Source organism: Kitasatospora sp. NPDC087861 (assembly GCF_044742585.1).
Taxonomy (GTDB): Bacteria; Actinomycetota; Actinomycetes; order Streptomycetales; family Streptomycetaceae; genus Kitasatospora.
Window position 1 is genome coordinate 97,550 of the sequence record NZ_JBIUUS010000021.1, and the last position, 15,396, is coordinate 112,945.

At 73.0% G+C, this 15,396-nt stretch carries 19 protein-coding genes; 7 read left to right on the forward strand and 12 right to left on the reverse strand.

Translation table 11 applies throughout. The features are described 5' to 3' along the window. The 9 genes from ACIOJE_RS27640 to ACIOJE_RS27680 form a co-directional block, all read right to left on the reverse strand. Complete coding sequence (locus tag ACIOJE_RS27640) at positions 1-564, reverse strand: hypothetical protein (protein WP_280685922.1); 564 nt, start codon at positions 562-564, stop codon at positions 1-3. Beyond that, a complete protein-coding gene (locus ACIOJE_RS27645) occupies positions 561-842 on the reverse strand; it encodes a hypothetical protein (RefSeq protein WP_280685923.1) in 282 nt (93 codons plus the stop codon). Before ACIOJE_RS27645 ends, ACIOJE_RS27640 begins: the two co-directional genes overlap by 4 nt. A gap of 49 nt (positions 843-891) precedes the next feature. Beyond that, a complete protein-coding gene (locus ACIOJE_RS27650; RefSeq protein ID WP_400779661.1) occupies positions 892-1,977 on the reverse strand; it encodes a conjugal transfer protein in 1,086 nt (361 codons plus the stop codon). After that, on the reverse strand, positions 1,974-2,249 hold the full coding sequence (locus ACIOJE_RS27655) for a hypothetical protein (protein WP_280685925.1): 276 nt from the start codon (positions 2,247-2,249) through the stop codon (positions 1,974-1,976). Before ACIOJE_RS27655 ends, ACIOJE_RS27650 begins: the two co-directional genes overlap by 4 nt. A 29-nt stretch (positions 2,250-2,278) precedes the next feature. After that, entirely contained in the window at positions 2,279-2,890 is a 612-nt protein-coding gene (locus ACIOJE_RS27660; RefSeq protein ID WP_280685926.1) for a hypothetical protein, read from the reverse strand. A gap of 37 nt (positions 2,891-2,927) precedes the next feature. Then, the gene (locus ACIOJE_RS27665; protein ID WP_280685927.1) at positions 2,928-3,794 is read right to left on the reverse strand and encodes a hypothetical protein; all 867 of its coding nucleotides are present in this window, start codon (positions 3,792-3,794) and stop codon (positions 2,928-2,930) included. A gap of 936 nt (positions 3,795-4,730) precedes the next feature. After that, entirely contained in the window at positions 4,731-4,985 is a 255-nt protein-coding gene (locus ACIOJE_RS27670; RefSeq protein ID WP_280685928.1) for a hypothetical protein, read from the reverse strand. A gap of 34 nt (positions 4,986-5,019) precedes the next feature. Next, positions 5,020-5,505, reverse strand: coding sequence for a hypothetical protein (locus ACIOJE_RS27675; RefSeq protein WP_280685929.1), 486 nt, complete (start codon positions 5,503-5,505; stop codon positions 5,020-5,022). Next, positions 5,502-6,005, reverse strand: a complete 504-nt coding sequence (locus tag ACIOJE_RS27680) for a hypothetical protein (RefSeq protein WP_280685930.1) — start codon at positions 6,003-6,005, stop codon at positions 5,502-5,504. The genes ACIOJE_RS27675 and ACIOJE_RS27680 overlap by 4 nt, the downstream gene beginning before the upstream one ends. Before the next feature lie 341 nt (positions 6,006-6,346). On the opposite strand from ACIOJE_RS27680, the gene ACIOJE_RS27685 reads away from it, so the two are divergent. Beyond that, positions 6,347-7,732, forward strand: coding sequence for a hypothetical protein (locus ACIOJE_RS27685; RefSeq protein WP_280685931.1), 1,386 nt, complete (start codon positions 6,347-6,349; stop codon positions 7,730-7,732). A gap of 77 nt (positions 7,733-7,809) precedes the next feature. Here ACIOJE_RS27685 and ACIOJE_RS27690 read toward each other — a convergent pair whose 3' ends face one another. Beyond that, positions 7,810-8,220, reverse strand: coding sequence for a hypothetical protein (locus tag ACIOJE_RS27690; protein WP_400779665.1), 411 nt, complete (start codon positions 8,218-8,220; stop codon positions 7,810-7,812). 408 nt (positions 8,221-8,628) lie between these two features. Here ACIOJE_RS27690 and ACIOJE_RS27695 point away from each other — a divergent pair, with 408 nt between their 5' ends. From ACIOJE_RS27695 to ACIOJE_RS27710, 4 genes are all read left to right on the forward strand, one after another. Beyond that, positions 8,629-9,168, forward strand: a complete 540-nt coding sequence (locus tag ACIOJE_RS27695) for a hypothetical protein (RefSeq protein ID WP_280685933.1) — start codon at positions 8,629-8,631, stop codon at positions 9,166-9,168. 16 nt (positions 9,169-9,184) lie between these two features. After that, complete coding sequence (locus tag ACIOJE_RS27700) at positions 9,185-9,439, forward strand: hypothetical protein (protein WP_280685934.1); 255 nt, start codon at positions 9,185-9,187, stop codon at positions 9,437-9,439. Positions 9,440-9,456: 17 nt separating this feature from the next. Then, positions 9,457-9,987, forward strand: coding sequence for a hypothetical protein (locus ACIOJE_RS27705; RefSeq protein ID WP_280685935.1), 531 nt, complete (start codon positions 9,457-9,459; stop codon positions 9,985-9,987). Positions 9,988-10,166: 179 nt separating this feature from the next. After that, positions 10,167-12,929 (forward strand): DEAD/DEAH box helicase, encoded by a 2,763-nt coding sequence (locus ACIOJE_RS27710; RefSeq protein WP_280685936.1) that lies wholly within the window; start codon positions 10,167-10,169, stop codon positions 12,927-12,929. 255 nt (positions 12,930-13,184) lie between these two features. On the opposite strand, the gene ACIOJE_RS27715 is transcribed toward ACIOJE_RS27710, so the two are convergent. Further along, on the reverse strand, positions 13,185-13,793 hold the full coding sequence (locus ACIOJE_RS27715) for an HhH-GPD-type base excision DNA repair protein (protein WP_280685937.1): 609 nt from the start codon (positions 13,791-13,793) through the stop codon (positions 13,185-13,187). Positions 13,794-14,519: 726 nt separating this feature from the next. Continuing rightward, a complete protein-coding gene (locus ACIOJE_RS27720; protein ID WP_400779669.1) occupies positions 14,520-14,666 on the reverse strand; it encodes a hypothetical protein in 147 nt (48 codons plus the stop codon). Between the two features lie 113 nt (positions 14,667-14,779). Between ACIOJE_RS27720 and ACIOJE_RS27725 the strand changes: the two genes are divergently transcribed. Next, a complete protein-coding gene (locus ACIOJE_RS27725) occupies positions 14,780-15,115 on the forward strand; it encodes a DUF6247 family protein (RefSeq protein ID WP_400779671.1) in 336 nt (111 codons plus the stop codon). Continuing rightward, positions 15,112-15,372, forward strand: coding sequence for a hypothetical protein (locus ACIOJE_RS27730; RefSeq protein WP_400779672.1), 261 nt, complete (start codon positions 15,112-15,114; stop codon positions 15,370-15,372). The genes ACIOJE_RS27725 and ACIOJE_RS27730 overlap by 4 nt, the downstream gene beginning before the upstream one ends. The last annotated feature ends 24 nt before the right edge of the window (positions 15,373-15,396 follow it).

A 15,396-nucleotide genomic window follows, 5' to 3' on the forward strand; every position in this document is an offset into this window, starting at 1 on the left:
TCAGTCCCCCAAAGACGTACGACGGGCAAGGAGGGCCTGCACCCCGGAGGCGACGGGCGCCTCCACCGGTACGGCAGGCCCGGCGGATCCGGTGCGGCCGACCGCGGGCAATCCCCCAGATCGCGGGTCCTCGGCCGGACCCAGCCGAGGACCCGCCCCCAAAGTGGCCAAAGCGCCGGAACTCGACGAGCGCACCGGCCGCAGCGGCCGACCGCGAAGCCGCCCGGCCCGGGGAGCGGCGAGCATCATCACCACGCTGGCCGCGGCGGCGGCCGGGTTCCGGCCGTCGACGTGCAGATGCCGCAACGCGAACGCCGCACCGAACGGCACCCCGACCAGCACCACCAGGTCCACCAGGCCGTGCCCGCCCCACACCGGCCGCAGCACCACCAGCACCACGACCGAGACGACCATCGCCCCCAACTGCGTCACCGTGTACGGCCCGCCCACCAGCCGCAAGCCGCGCCCGCCGCCGCCCGGCACCACACCCACGACGACAGGGGAGCGGCGCGCCCTGGTGTAGCAGCGCCCGACCAGGACCTCCTTGCCCTCGGGCGCGCTCACCGGTCGCCCTTCTGGACCGTCGAGGTGCTGTCGTAGTGGGTGATGTCCTCGACCGTCTTGTTCTGAAGGGTGTCCATGTTGGCCGACAGCCCCCACACGACCGCGGCCAGGATGCAGGCCATGATCGTCGGCCCCGGTGCCTTCGTCTTCCAGCCGACGACCAGGACGAACAGGCCGCACAGCACCGGGATGCCCACGGTGAAGATCAGGGCCTTGATGTCGTTGCCGAGGCTCGTTCCGGTGGAGATCCAGCCGCCGGCGAGAACAACGTCGTGCATGACGAACTCCTAGAAGCGTGAGAGAAGGAGAAGAAAGGAGAAGAGAAGATCAGGGAGAGGCGGGAGCAGCGGGCCCGGGAACCGGCGCGGCGGCGGCCTCGGCGGGGGCGCCGTCCAACGAGGCGATCTCCCACCGCCCGGCCCGGGAACTGAGCGTCAGCGCGTACGTCAGCGGCACCCGCAGCCCGTCGTGGCTGGCCGCCCGCAACACGACCAGCAGCCGCGTCCGCACGCCGTCGGCCGGCACCGAAGCCGACCCCTCGCCGCCGTGCTCGCCCTCCACCGCCAGCTGGTCGACCGTGACCGCCGTATACGGCGCCGGACTCACCGCCGCCAGCCGCACCCCCGGCGCCAGATACCGGTCCAGCTCCCCGGCCCCCGTCAGATACGACGCCAGGAACGCCGCGACGGCCTGCGTCCGCGGATCACCCGGCAACGCCGGACGCGCAGGCCCGTACACCAGCACCGGCGCCTCGACCCGCGACGGCGCCGACACCTCCGCCGGCATCGCAAGCGCCACATACCCCATCGCCCCGCCCCCCGCAGGCGACGCCGCCACCGGAACCTGGAAGTAGTGCACCGCCCCGGCCGAAGCCGCCGCCGCCTCCGCCTTCGGATCCCGCCGCCCGTCGGCAACAGGCGACGGCGACACCGGACCCGCAGAACCGGCGATACGGGCCGCCACCGTCACCGACCACACATCCCGATCCGTCTGACGCAACCGCACCACCGTCAGCTGCTCACCGCTGCGCCGCCCCGGCGCTCCCTCAAGCCGCAGCCCCGCAGCCCCCGGGAAGTAGGCGGCGAGCCTGGCCTGGTCGCCGTCCCCCGCGGAGATGAAAGCGCCGACGAACAGCTGGGCGAACCCCGCAGCACCCTGGGACCCCGTAGCGGGCTGGCCGGGAGGCGCCTGCTGACGGAGCGCCGACGCAGGTGCCGGCATGGAGTACCAAGCCGCCGCGCCGAGTACCGGCCCGAGGAGCAGCAGGCACCAGGCGGCCCAGCGGACAAGGACCGTGGAGTTCGCCCGTGCCGCGACCGACCAGCCGCCGACCTCGGCGGCCCCGTCCTCGGGAAGAGCGTCGACGGCTTCCTCGGCGGGCTGGGCGGTGTTGCGCGTCGGCAGGAACCTCACGACGCGCTCCCGGCGACGCGGATGTGGTCTCCGCACAGTTCGGCGATCCGGCGCCGCAACTGGGCCTCGGGTCGCTGGCGGAGGACCCGCAGCGAGGTGAGGACCCCAGCGGCGTCGTCGGTGAGGAAGGCCCGAAGGCGCTCGTGGACATCGGTGTCGAAGGGGCGGTGGACCAGGGCGGCGCCGAGCCCGATCAGCAGCCGCTGCGCGCGGGCCACGAGTTCCTCGTCGGCGTCGAGTCCGACGGCCTGGACACCGTGGGGTGTGGTCATCTTCGTCTCCAAGAGGGAAGGGAACGGGGTCAGCAGGGCACCGAGGCGGCCGAAGGCCGGCCGGAAGCAGGGGCGACGGGGCGGTAGACGCTGACGGACTCGCAGCTCTTGCCGGCGACGGCGGCGAGGTGTGCCAGCAGGTCCCAGGCGTCGAGCGTCCAGGCGTGGTCGTCGCCGAGGAGGAGAGCGGAATCGGCGACCAGACGCGAGGCCGCCTCCAGCGCGGCGGTCGGGCCGTTCTCCGCGAGGACCGTGCGGGCCGCCTCGTACCGCTGGCGGTACCAGTACGGCGGCACCGGCCACGGCGGCGGCGCGTACGCGGCCGATGGAACCGTGACGGGTAGCGCCGGGCGCCGCCAGGTCGCCTCCGCGGGTGCCTCGGTGTGCGGGCGGCGCAGCGCGCGGACGGTGCGTGCGACGAGCGGAGCCGGCCAGAGCACCACCACCACGGCCCAGACGAGGGCGGCGGTGAGGGCGGCGGCGGGGCCGTGGCCGGTCTCGCGTCGGCGGATGCCGCCGCTTATCCCGGTGAGCGCAAGGTAGGCCCAGCCGGCCGCGAAGTAGCAGAGCACGCCCAGCACGAGCAGGCGCGCGGAGTCGGTGAGCCCGAGGGTGAGGGCGGGGATCGGCAGCGAAGACACGGGTGACCTCCAAGCGAGGGGTAGGGCGGGGCGCGGGTCAGGCGGTGGGGCGCAGCGAGGCCTTGAGGGCGTGCACTGCGCGGGAGCGGCGGCGCTGCCAGGCCCCGGGGGTGGTGCCGGCGAGGGCGGCGGCCTGGGCGTCCGAGACGGGTGAGTCCGAGTAGTGCCAGGCGATGGCCCGCCCGTCGGCCGGGGACAGGACGCCGGACTCGACGGCGTCGACGAGGAGCTCCAGCAGTTCGAGGCGGCTGCGGTCCGTCTCTTCCTCGGTGTCGAGGCCCGCGGCGGTGGCCGCCGCGTGCACGGTCAGAGCGTGGGCGTGGTCGAACGGGCTGGGGCTGGCGTCGGATCGGGTCTCAACCGCGGCCACGTCGGCACCGAGCGGCTCGCGGTCGGCGCCGAACTCGCGGCACGCGCGGCTTAGCGCGTCTAGCACGAGGTTCGCGGCGGGCCGGCCGGGACGGGTGTGAATGCGGCCCGAGACCGTGGTCTCGTACAGCGCGGCGACGACCACCTGGGCGACGTCCTCGAAGGAACGGCCGCCGAAGGGGCGCACCTGGCTCCGGGCCAGACGAACCGCCGCCGGCACCATCGTCTGCAGCACGATGCGTGCGGCGAGCCCCGCCAAACCACCAGCACCGCACGCGCGCCTCAGAAGAGCACGCAGTACCTCGTCGGACAGGCCGTCACCGAGCCCGTTCCGGCCAGGGCGGAGAGCGGCGAGCACCTGCTCGGGACCGAGATCCCAGGCCCAGGAACCGGCGGCCGCGGCGACGGCGGGCGCCAGGCGGTCGGCGGCCAGCCATCCGGTTACGGCGGCGCGCACGGACTCGTCCACGCACAGCAGCGCCCAGTCGGCGTCCAGGCGTCCGAAGATCCCGGGGGAAAACGAGGGGGTGGTCACGGCACCCTCCTTTCGGATCGATGCCGTGAACTCTCCTCACACCCGCTTGCCCGACGGCTTGCCCGATCCACGAAAAGCGCAGGCCACAGGCTTGCCCATCGAATCGGGCAACCGGGCAAGCCCCGACGTACACCGGGCAAGCCCGGCTTGCCCGGAACCTGGAGACCGCATCCGCGGCGTGCACAGAGCCCGAACACGGGCTTGCCCGGTGAGGACGATGATGGGCTTCAAGGCAGGTGGGGCATCGAGGTCGGAGCCACCGTGTCTACGCGAGATCCGAGGGACCAGCGCCGCCCGCGACCTGCCGAGCCGAGCCGCGCGGCGGCCGAGTGGATCGGTGTCGGCGTCGACGCCAGCACGGTGAAGCGGTGGCGGCGGCACACCTTGTCGGCGACGGGTGAAACAGAATTCAGCCGCCGCCGACAGCCGACACACCTCGCCGTGAAGGGCGCGGGCCACGTGCGAGGACGAGCGGGGCGGCAAGGCACAGTCGTGCCCGAGCGCGCCGACGTCGGATCCGGTCCAGGTGCTTCGACCGAAACACCTGGACCGGGGTCCGCACAGCATGTCCGCTCGTGCTCGGCGATCCCGGTAGGCGTGCCAGCCAGGCAGCCAGCCCAGCGGCGCCGACACCTCGGCCGCCTCGCCCGGGTTGCTTCGGCAGGGTGCTGGACCGTTGTCTGGTCAGTGGGACGGGAAGTTGCACCGGGAGTTGCGCCGAGCGTCGCAGCCGAGTTCCATGGCGAAAGGCGTCTCTGCAGGTCAGGCCCGGCGGGCAAGCGGACCCGGCCCACCGACACCTCTTCCTCGCGATAGCCGAGGAAGAGCCCAACCTGAAACGGGACGGCTGCGTCGACGTCCGCGGCTGCCCGGCCCGCCCTCCGCCCGCCTGTGCACCCGCGTGGTGTCTGCGGTCAAGTTCGGACAGTCGGTCGGTTACCGGCCGGGTGCAGCGTCCTCGATGGCGGCGAGCAGGCGGGCATGGACAGCGCCGGCGGCTTCGCGGGTGGCCGGGTCTGGGTCCTCCAGCTGCGGGGCGATCAGCTCGGCGGCCGCCGCGAGGACCGGTACCGGGATGGTGGCCTCGCGCAGGTGGAGGAGCTGGGCGGCGGCCCGCTCGCTGGGGGTGGTGGCCCGGGACTGCGGGATCAGGGAGGTGAGGCCGCGGGGGAGGGGCTGATTGCTGGTCACCTGTCCTATTCTTCCGTGCCCCGGGTGTCGGTGATCACCATGGTCGGTTGCCGGGTTCCCCGTCCGGCAGGTGGCCGTGGTGGTGGCGGGCGACGGCCTCGAGCAGCGCGGCGCGCGCTCGGCGCCAGCGGACGTCCTCGATGCGGCCGGCGTCGGCGGCCAGCTCGGGCAGCGGCCGGTCCTGGGCGGCCGCGGTGAGGTCGGCGCCCAGGGCACTGATCGCTTGCTGCCAGTCGGCGAGCTCCAGCAGCAGGCCGCGCACCAGCCGGTCGACGGCGGCCGCCGGGTCGGTGCCGAACGCCCGGGCCTCTGCTGCGGCCTCGGCGAGGACGTCCTCGTCCAGGTCCTCGAACGCCTCCCGCCACGGCTCCGCCCGCTGCTCGAAGCGCTCCAGGACGGCTTGCAGCTCGGCCTCGACGGCGGCCGGCGACCACGGCGGCGAGGTGCGCGGCGGGCGGATGGTGGCGGACAGCATTCGTCCGGCACCGGGGGCGAGCCCGCGCCGGGCTGTTCTGCTCATCCGGCCGGCGCCTCGGCGGCGGCCCGGCCAGCCGCGGTGGCGGCGTCCAGCTCGGCGGCGAGCACCTCGAGCTCGCGCGCCAGGTCGCCGAGCACGCACGACGGCATGGCGGCGGCGATCGCGCAGACGGCGATCAGCGGCATCCGCTCGCCGGCGTGGAGCTCGGGCAGCGTGCCGGTGGTGTGCGAGGCACCGAGCACCACGTCCGCCGCCAGCGTGTAGCGCAGCTCCTCGGTCAGCAGACCGTCGCTGCCCGGGATGATCTCGCGACTGCTCGCCTGGGCGATCGCCTCGGCCACCCGCTCCAGCAGCCGGCCGTGGTCCTCCTCGCCCTGGTGGCCGGCCAGCTCGCGCACCCACGCGGCCGCCGCCTCCCCCGCGCCGGCCGCCAGGTGCAGCGCCGCCAGCTCGGCCGCGCGCTGCACCTGGTCCTTGGGGGCCTTGGCCTCGTCGAGGGCCGGGGTGTGGAGCGGCAGCGGGGCGGTCGGCAAGGTCGTCATACCGGGTGCAACCGCGAGCGGGACCGGACAGTCACGGGTGCAGCAAGGACGACCTTGCTACATCGGACGCTGCTGCACCTGGTGCAGCAAGGCGACCCTTGCTGCACCAGGTGCAGCGCTGCGCAGCGGGGACAACCTGCGCGTGCGCAGCGCGCTGGGCGGGACAACATGCGGGACAACACGGCTGGCGGGCGCATGCGGGGGCGGGACAACCTGCACGCGGGCGGCCCGGTACGGAATCCGGAGCGGTGCGAAATTCCCGGCAGCGACCGGCATCGGACGCCGGGAGGCAAAGCGCCCCGGGGCGAAATTCGGTTGCCGCGCCTGGTTACGATCACACCATGGAAAGCGAACCGGTTCGAAATAACGGCGGTGAGGTGGCGCTGTTCGAGCTGGACGGAGACCAGGTCGAGGGCGCGCGCTGTGAGGGGCCGGATTGCGAGGAGCCGCTGCCGCCGCGCGAAGGCCGGGGCCGCCGCTTGAGGTACCACTCGCAGGCCTGCAAGAGCCGCGCCGACCGGGCCCGTGCCAAGGCCCGGACCACTGGTGTGCCCGCCCCGGCTGCCGGCGCCCCGGGCGGCGAGCAGGCCGCCGAGCCGCAGCCGGACCAGCCGCTTCCCGGGCAGCGGCAGCAGCTGCTCGACGTCGCCGACGCGGTCCGCCTGCGCACCGACGCCTTCCTGGCCGCTGTGGACGACGACCCGCAGACTGCCTACGCCGAGCTGGCCCGCGTGATCCCCGCGCTGTCCTCGCTGCTGCTTGCCCGGGCGCAGGAAGTCTGGGACGCGGCCCACCCGGGGGCGGCCAGGACGGACGGAAATACGAACCGGGGCGATTTCCCGGCACCATCCGGGGACGCGCCCGGCGCCGGTGAAACGCCCCGGGGCGAAACTCCGGCAGAGCCGAGCCCCCACCCGGGCGCTGGTAATACGCCCCGGGGCGAAAACACCACCGACACCACCGGCGGGACGGGGACGGCCGACACCCTCGCCGCCGCCGACGCGAACGCACCGCTGCGCACCGCGGTTGCCGACCCGTACGCCCGCTTCGGCCGGCCCGACCGGCTGGACGACCTGGCGGTGACGTTCGGCGCCGGCTGGGAGCTGGCGATCTGGAGCGCGCCCGGGGTTGAGCTGCTGCTGCACGACGGCACGCCGCAGGGCTGGACCTGCCGCCTGCCGGACGGGCCGTGGGGCGTGGGCGGCTGGATCGCCGTCCAGCACCTGGGCGACGGTCGGCCCGGTCGGTTCGTCGCCGACCACTTCGGCCGCCCCCAGACGTACGACAGCGCCGACCTCGCCCTGGACGTCTTCCACCGCGCCGCCGCCCCGGCCGCCCCGCCGACCCCGGCCGAGCCCGACGGGATGCCCGTGCCGGACCTGGCGCTCGGAGCAGCCACCGGCTGGACGCCGCCCACCCTGCGCGGCCTGGGCGACCCGCGCCGCGACTACGCCCTCGGCGGCGGCCTGGTCCACCTCACCTGGCCCGGCCGCTCCGACGTCCAGGCCCTCGAACAGCGCGGCCGCCTGGCCGGCTGGACCGAGGTCTACGACAACGACGGCTCCTGGATCGCCCTCATCAACGGCCACCCCGTCGCCGACGCCGCCGACAACCTCCCCCTGCTCTCCACCAACCCCAACGACGCCCTCACCCTGCTGCGCCTGGCACTGGAACGGGACCTCGGCAGCATCCCGCCCGGCTGGGTGCTTCCCCGCCCCGTGGGGTGATCCCGGGCACGGACAAACCGGGAGGACAAGGCCCTTGACTGGGGCAAACCGGGCAGGACAAGGGGGGTGGTCAAGGGTCAGGACAAGGGGCTGGGCAAGACGTTGGCCAAGGGGTCGTGTGGATCGTCGAGTGCGCCCGGGTGCTCGCCCGGGTGCCGGGCCGGCCACCGCCGCACGGTGGGCAGCGGAAGCCCGGCGAGCTGGCCGATGGTTTCGACGCCGTAGCGCACCAGGGCGCGTTCCAGCACCGGCCCGACGCCGGGCAGGGCCCGTACGGGCTGGGCGTGGAGGACGGCCAGGGCCTCGGCGGGGTCGTCGCCGATCCGGACGGCGCCGAGCTCGGTGGTGTCGGCCAGCAACTGGGCCAGCATGCGGGTGCGCGCTCCGCCGACCGCGGCGAGCAGGCCGAGGTGCGAGGCGAGCCGGGGCCGCACCAGGTCGGCGATCCCGGCCGGGCTGCGGCCGAAGTACTTCAGCGCGCCGATCACGTCGAGGACGGCAGCGCGGAAGGGCCTGCACGACGGGCGTGATCTGGGCGAGGACGTCGAACAGCTTGGTGTAGACCTCGAACGACGGGCTGGAGAGCCGCAGGTGGAGGCCCTTGTGCGGCGGGCGCTCCTGAATGGTGCGGGGGAAGGCCCGCGCGGGGCTCTGCCTGGGCCGGGGAGAGGAAGGCCGTGAAGGCCCGGCCGGCGAGGCACCGGTTGGTGAGGGCCGGCAGTGGGTCCGGCCGTGGGCGGGGCATGGGCTGTCGTCCCCTTTCCGGTTGGGGGATCGCGTGGGCGCGGTCGTGAGGCCGGGGCGACTTCTCACTCTTTCGGGTGTGGTTCGCCAAACCTCTTGAACTTTGCCTCACTGTGAGTCAAAGTCTGATGTGTCGTCAAGAGGAGGTCGAGATGCCCACCGTCACCACCACCAGCGCCGCCATCCGAGCCGGGGTCACGGTGGCCACCATCCGCACGTGGTGCCGCACCGGCGCCATCGCCGCCGTCAAGCAGGCCGGCAAGTGGGCCATCGACGCCGCCTCCCTCACCTACCGCATCAAGCTCCCCTCCCTGCTGCGCAAGACCCCCTCGCCCATCGTCCTCACCGCCGACATGGTCGTCGCCCTCGGCGGCCGCCGCTGGCAGAAGAACGGCATGGACCGCGTCTACATCAGCGACTGGGCCGAGTTCGCCGGACTGGACGTCTCCTACTACGGCTCCGGCAACGTCAGCGGCGCCACCCTCCGGGGACGCGCCATCGCCAACAGCCGCGCGGGACGCCTCCTCGGCGCCATCGACAGGCTGTGGTTCGACGCCGCTGACGGCAGGCTCCACGCCCGCCACTACGACGCCGACGCCGTCGACATCCGCTACCTCGACGGCGCCCGCGACACCGTCAACCTCCTGGCCCGCACCTTCGCCGGCATCAAGACCGCCGCCGCGGCCCTGTGACCGAAAGGAACCCGCCATGCCCACCGTCACCGCCGCCCTGCTCCGCCAGCTCCTCGACAGTTCCGCCGAGAACCCCGTCCTCTACGTCAGCGCCGACAGCGACACCCCCGAACTCGACGTCTGGGCCGGGGCCCTCGTCGACAACGGCACGGTCGTCATCACCCGCACCGAACTGACCGACTGGCTCGGCGACGACTGGACCGACGCCGACCTGCGCGAGTACCTGCCCGCCCTGCAGGAGACCGCCGACAGCATCACCGGCGCCCACTGACCACACCGGGAGAACCCGTGACCACGACCACCACGTACGGCAGCTGGCTCAACCACGCCAAGCACAGCCTCACCCCCGAGGCCGTCATCCTCGACTACATCAACGGCGGCGGCACCGAATGGTGTGGACGCGTCGCCGAGAGCGGCGCGTTCGACCTCATGGCCGGCGACTACCGCGACGCCGTGCAGAGCAGACTGCCGGACGGCGTCCAGCTGACCGGCGACGAGTTCATCGGCCCGGCAGACGAGGCCGGCCGGAACCAAAACGACGACCTCGACATCGGCGGGATCATCGATGGCGTCGATGTCGGCCCGATCGTCGAGCGCTGGGATCCCGACGCCGAGTGGACGATAGAGGACGTCGCCGACCGCATCAACGCGGGCAGCACCGGCTCCGCCCGCAAAACCCTCTCCCGCTGGGGCGTCAAAGCCTCCGTTCGCCAGGCCGGCCGCGGCGGCCAGTCGGTCTACCGCGCCGAGCGCGTCCTCACCGCCATGAACCACCGCCCCGGACAGGGCGCCCGCACCGACCTCAGCAACTCCCAGTAGACGGGTGCAGCCGGGGTGGGCGTGAAGCCCCGTCACCATCGGGCTTCACGCCCACCCCGGCCGAACCCCTGCCATGGTCATCCCGATGTGGGTCCCGCAGGGCGGCCGAAGCGCCGACCCGCCCGGTCGCCGGCCGCCAGCGCGATACCGGGCCCACCGTTAACCGGCATGGAGAACGAGTGACCGCCACCACCACTCCCCCCACCGCACCCGCGCTCCCGCACCCCCGCACCGGACAACCCGAACTGCGCCCCTACCAGCGGGAGGCCATCGCCGCGATCAGCGCGGGCCTGGCAAGCGGCGGATCCGGGCAGTGGCACGCCTGCTGCGGGTCGGGGAAGACCCTGGTCGCCCAGCGCGCCGCCGAGGAGATCCTCGGCGCCACGGGCACCGTCGCGGTCCTCGCCCCGTCCCTGACGCTCGTGGCCCAGACCCTCGCGTCCTGGCACCGCCACACCGCCACGGGGCCGATCGAGTCCCTCGCCGTCTGCAGCGACGACACCGTCGCCGACGCCGCGACACACCTGTCCGACTTGACGTGCCCGGTCACCACCGACCCCACGCAGATCACGGCATGGCTGCGCACACCGGCCCGCGGCCGCCGCCTGCTGGCCGGCACCTACGCCTCCGCCGACCGGCTCGCCCTTGCCGTGCGCGCGGCCGGCACCCCGCTGGACCTGCTGATCCTCGATGAGGCGCACCACCTCACCGGCCGCCCGGACCTCGCCACACGGCGCATCGTGGACCGGGCGCACCTCCCGGCCATCCGCTCCCTCTACCTCACCGCCACACCCCGGCTGGAGAACCTGCAGGAGAACCGCCCCGGCCTGCTGTCCATGTCGGACAGCACCGTGTTCGGTCCCGTCCTACACACCTATCCGGCCGCACGCGGCATCGCCGAGGGCTACCTGGACGACTACCGCATCGCCGTCGTCGGCATCTCCGACAGCGAGATGCGCGCCATACTGGCCGACTCCGCAGCCGAGTACATCGACCGGCCCGGCGCCCCCGCCCTGCAGACCGTCGTCGCCCAGGCCGCCCTCATCAAGGCCCGCGACCGCTTCGGACTGCGCAGCGCCCTGACCTTCCACCACCGGATCGACGCAGCCGCCGAGTTCGCCCGCACGCTGCCCGCCACCGCCGCCCGGCTCGGCGGCGACCCCACCGCCCTGTACGCCGGCCACGTCCACGGAGATATGCCCCACGCCGTACGCGGCCGGATCCTCAAGCGCCTCGAACACGTCCCCGACGGCCAGTGGGCCGCCGTCGCCTCCGCCCGCTGCCTGTCCGAAGGCGTCGACGCCCCCGCCGTGGACGCGGTCCTGTTCGCCCATCCCAAGGAATCGGCAGTCGACATCGTCCAGGCCGTCGGCCGAGCCCTGCGCCGCCGCTCGGACACCCCCGGAATGTCCACCATCATCATCCCCGTCGCCGTCCCCGACAGCGACGGCGAGATCGGCGACCTCGACGCCGGCGACTACCGCACCCTGTGGCAGGTCATCCGCGCCCTGCGCGCCCACGACGAACCCCTCGGCATCGCCCTGGACCTCCAGCGAGGCCAGGACGTGACGTCCGGCCCGAAACTGCCCGCGAAGATCAGCATCGTGCTGCCCTCGGGCACCTCGCAGCACATCATCGACCAACTCACCGTGCTGACCGTCCGCCAGACCACCTCACCGTGGTGGGAGCAGTACAACCTCGCCCGAACCTTCCACACCGAACACGGCCACCTCGACATCCCGCTGCGCCACGTCACCGACGAGGGCGCCGCCCTCGGACAGTGGCTGGTGCAGCAACGCACGTTCCACAAGAAGGGCTGGCTGAGCGCCGACCGCATCGCCGCCCTCGACGCCCTCGGCGTCGTCTGGGATCCGATCGAAGCACGATGGCGGCAGAACCTCGCCGCCGTCGCCGCCTGGCGCCTGCGCCACGGCCACCTCGACATCCCGCAGGACGCCGTCGTCACCACCGACGACGGCACGAGCCTGCAGATCGGACAATGGCTGGTCAAACAGCGCAGCAGCTACCGCCAGGGAACTCTCGCCCCCGAACGCGCAGCCGCCCTCGACGCCCTGCGCATCGAATGGGATCCCATCGAGGCCGGCTGGCGGCGCAACATCCAAGCCTGGCTCGACTACCGCGCCGCCCATAACGCGGCCGACGTCCCCCAGCGCCACGTCACCGACGACGGCCTGCGCCTGGGCGCCTGGGTCAGCCAGATGCGGGCCAAACGCGCAACCCTGCCCGACCAGCGCGTCGCCCAGCTCGACGCCGCCGGCTTCACCTGGCAGGGACGGCCCCGCTGGAGTCGACACCTGGACGCCGCCCGCGCCTTCCACACCGAACACGGCCACCTCGACCCCGAACCAGGCACCACCGTCGACGGCATCGACGTCGCGGACTGGCTGCGCAAACAGCGCCGCGCCCACCAGAACGGAACCCTGAACGCGGACCTGACCGCCGCCCTGCAGGAACTCGGCATCGTCTGGAGGACCCTCCCACAACAGGACCCGTTCGAAGCCGGACTCGCCGCAGCTCGGGCCTTCCACGCTGAGCACGGGCACCTGCGCCCACCCCACAAGACCGTCCACCGGGGCATCAACCTCTCCGCCTGGCTGACCCGCCAACGCGGAAACCACCGCAACGGCACGCTGCCTCCCGGGCGCGCCGCCCAGCTCGACGCCCTCGGCATGGTCTGGGACCCGGATGGCGAGGACTGGCAGCGCCTCCTCGCCGCCGCAACGGCCTTCCACGCCCAGAATGGCCACCTTCGCCCGCAGGCCAAGGCGGTGCAGGACGGATTCCCCCTGTCCGACAGCCTCATCAGGGCCCGCAAACGCTGGCGCCTCGGACGCCTCAGCGATCAGCAGATCGCCGACCTCGACGCCCTGGGCATGCAATGGGAGGTCCCCAAGGGACGGATCCGCCCGCCCAAGGCGTGACGACGTTCTGCTGGACGGTATGGCGGCGCCGTGGCCCTTCCGCAGCAGCCTCGCTGCCCACCCGGGCGAGGCGCCCCCAGTGCCACTGAAAGGCGAAGTGCCCCGGCCCGGACACCGGGCGGGGCGAGCCCGGGAGAGCAGGTCTGCGCCTGGAGGTGGTGTGGGGCGGGGAGTTCCCGCGCGTTTCGTGGACGGCGCGGGCTGGGTGCCGTCGGTGGGGGTTGCGGGCGTCGCGGCCGGTGGGCGGACGGCGGGTCAGGAGGTGGTGCGCCGTCGTCCCTGGCGGGAGGTGCGGACTTTCTCCAGGGAGTCGGGGCCGGTGATGTCAGCGACGGACCGGAAGACGCCGTCCTCGCCGTAGGCGCCGGCGGCCTCGCGCCAGCCGTCGGGGCGCACACCGCGCTGCTTGCCGAGCAGGGCGGTGAAGATCTGGGCCTTCTGCCGGCCGAAGCCCGGCAGTTCGCCCACGCGTCGCACGAGCCGCCCGCCGCTGTCGGCGTCCTCCCACACGGCGGCGGCCCGGCCGTCGTAGCGGGCGACCAGGAAGCGGCACAGCTCCTGGATCCGGCGGGCCATGAAGGCCGGGTACTCGTGCACGGCGGGCCGGGCCGCCAGCAGCGCGGCGAAGTCCGACGGGCTGTATTGCGCGATCTCGTGCGCGTCGAGGTCCTCCCGCCCCATGCGCCGCGCGATGGCCATCGGTCCGGCGAATGCCCGCTCCGCCGCCACCTGCCGGTCCAGCAGCGCCCCCACCAGCAGGGCCAGCGGGCTGCGTGTCAGCAGGGCGTCGGCGTCGGGCTGCTGTGTGATGCGTACCGCGGTCTCCACCAGCACCGGCCTGCTCGGGACGGATGATCGGCTCATCCGCCCAGTCTGGCCGGGCAGGGTCGGGAGAGGAGGAGCAACACACGCACCCCGGCACGGGCGCGGGGCCGGACGGGGCGTCGGCACCGTCATCCGGGTGACGGACCCCGGTTCACCCGCTCCGGTAGCAGCACCGACGGCAACGGCCCCGGCGGGATCTCCCGCCGGGGCCGCAGGGATTCTCGGTCCCTTGCAATGCGTGCCCACGCTACAACCTCGCACCGACATGGGTGAGCGCTCAGACCTGCCCTGGGCTATTCCTGTGCTCGGAGACGAACGAAGCGGACCGTGCCGTGGCGCCCGGTGCCCGCCACCACTTCGGCCGTGGGATAGGGCTCGGAGAGCCATCGGACCGCCGGGCCGGTGTCGCCTGCCGCCCCGGGGGCCGCTGCTGGCCCTGTCACGGGAAGCACCAGGAGCGGCAGGAGAAGGAGGCCGCCGCCGCGCTCGAGCGCCTGGAGGAGGCCCGCGCGGCGAACGCGGAGCTGCGCTCGTGTGTGAGTTCTCGGTTCGAGGGCGTGCAATGCCTGTGCTTTGGCGTGCTGTCCCGTTTGTTAAACGAGAATTTCTGCGGCTAGGCAAACCATCTGCCAACTGCTCTGATGAGCCATGTCGTTTTCGAGAGTTCTCTGACCTGCAGTCCCGTAGCTAGACGAGAATCTCGGAACTATCGCGAGAATCCTATGGGATATCGCGTGTTTCTGCAGGTCAGAGCCGTTCCAGTCGTCAGGCCAGAGCGTCCAACGGGTGGTCCGCCCACTTCGGCGTCGGCGCCGGGCGCAGGATCTCATTCACCGCGGCGCCGCCCAGACCGGTCGCGGCTGCGAACGCGGGGCTCGCGAACTGCGGCAGCGTGGCCTGGTCTCCGGTCACGGTATCCGGGTCGGCCGCACCGGCTTCTTCGCCACCCGCGGGGGCAGTGAACCGACCAGTGTGCCTGGACGAAATCAGGCGCGCTCTGCCACCGATCCGCTGGTTGCCGTAGCGTGACCGACGACGAGAAGAGGAGTCCGATGAGCGCTCAGCCCGACCGCATCGTCGCCCCGGTGCCGCCCCCGGCTGCCGCAGCGCGACTGCTCGCCCGAATCCGGGCCGACGGTAACCCCGGTCGCGCCGAGCGATGGGAGAATGCCTTCCGCCGGGACTGGGCCAAGGCCCTGGAGGACTCCAGCGCGACATACGACCTGACGCCCTTTCACGATGTCGTCCGCACATGGCAGGGCCGTCTGGACACGACCCCGGCCGTCGACCGTTTCTTCGCCGAAGGCATGGCCGACGAGGACGGCATCGACCTGCAAGACGTCATCGGCTCGCGCTCGTGAGTGCCCGCCCCTGGCCGGCCCGCCTGTCCTCTCCGGCCGCCAAGGTCCTGGCCACGCTGCCCACCCACGTGCAGGAGATGGTCCGCGACATTCTGGACATCGCCTCCCGCGCCCCGTGGGGCTGGCCGCAATGGGATGCCGCTGACCCCGACGGCGCGCACGTGCGCAGCGCCGCCATCGGTCAGTTCACCATGGTCTACCTGGTCAACTCCGCCGTCGAACGGATCGTCGTGATCGACGTCGTCTGGCTTAGCTGACCCACCCACCACAGGACACCGAAA

What these genes read in the sequence shown, in the direction of transcription:
- ACIOJE_RS27645 (WP_280685923.1), bottom strand. Translation starts at nt 842, where the DNA reads ATGCACGACGTTGTTCTCGCCGGCGGCTGGATCTCCACCGGAACGAGC.
- ACIOJE_RS27655 (WP_280685925.1), bottom strand. Translation starts at nt 2,249, where the DNA reads ATGACCACACCCCACGGTGTCCAGGCCGTCGGACTCGACGCCGACGAG.
- ACIOJE_RS27675 (WP_280685929.1), bottom strand. Translation starts at nt 5,505, where the DNA reads ATGAGCAGAACAGCCCGGCGCGGGCTCGCCCCCGGTGCCGGACGAATG.
- ACIOJE_RS27680 (WP_280685930.1), bottom strand. Translation starts at nt 6,005, where the DNA reads ATGACGACCTTGCCGACCGCCCCGCTGCCGCTCCACACCCCGGCCCTC.
- ACIOJE_RS27685 (WP_280685931.1), top strand. Translation starts at nt 6,347, where the DNA reads ATGGAAAGCGAACCGGTTCGAAATAACGGCGGTGAGGTGGCGCTGTTC.
- ACIOJE_RS27695 (WP_280685933.1), top strand. Translation starts at nt 8,629, where the DNA reads ATGCCCACCGTCACCACCACCAGCGCCGCCATCCGAGCCGGGGTCACG.
- ACIOJE_RS27700 (WP_280685934.1), top strand. Translation starts at nt 9,185, where the DNA reads ATGCCCACCGTCACCGCCGCCCTGCTCCGCCAGCTCCTCGACAGTTCC.
- ACIOJE_RS27715 (WP_280685937.1), bottom strand. Translation starts at nt 13,793, where the DNA reads ATGAGCCGATCATCCGTCCCGAGCAGGCCGGTGCTGGTGGAGACCGCG.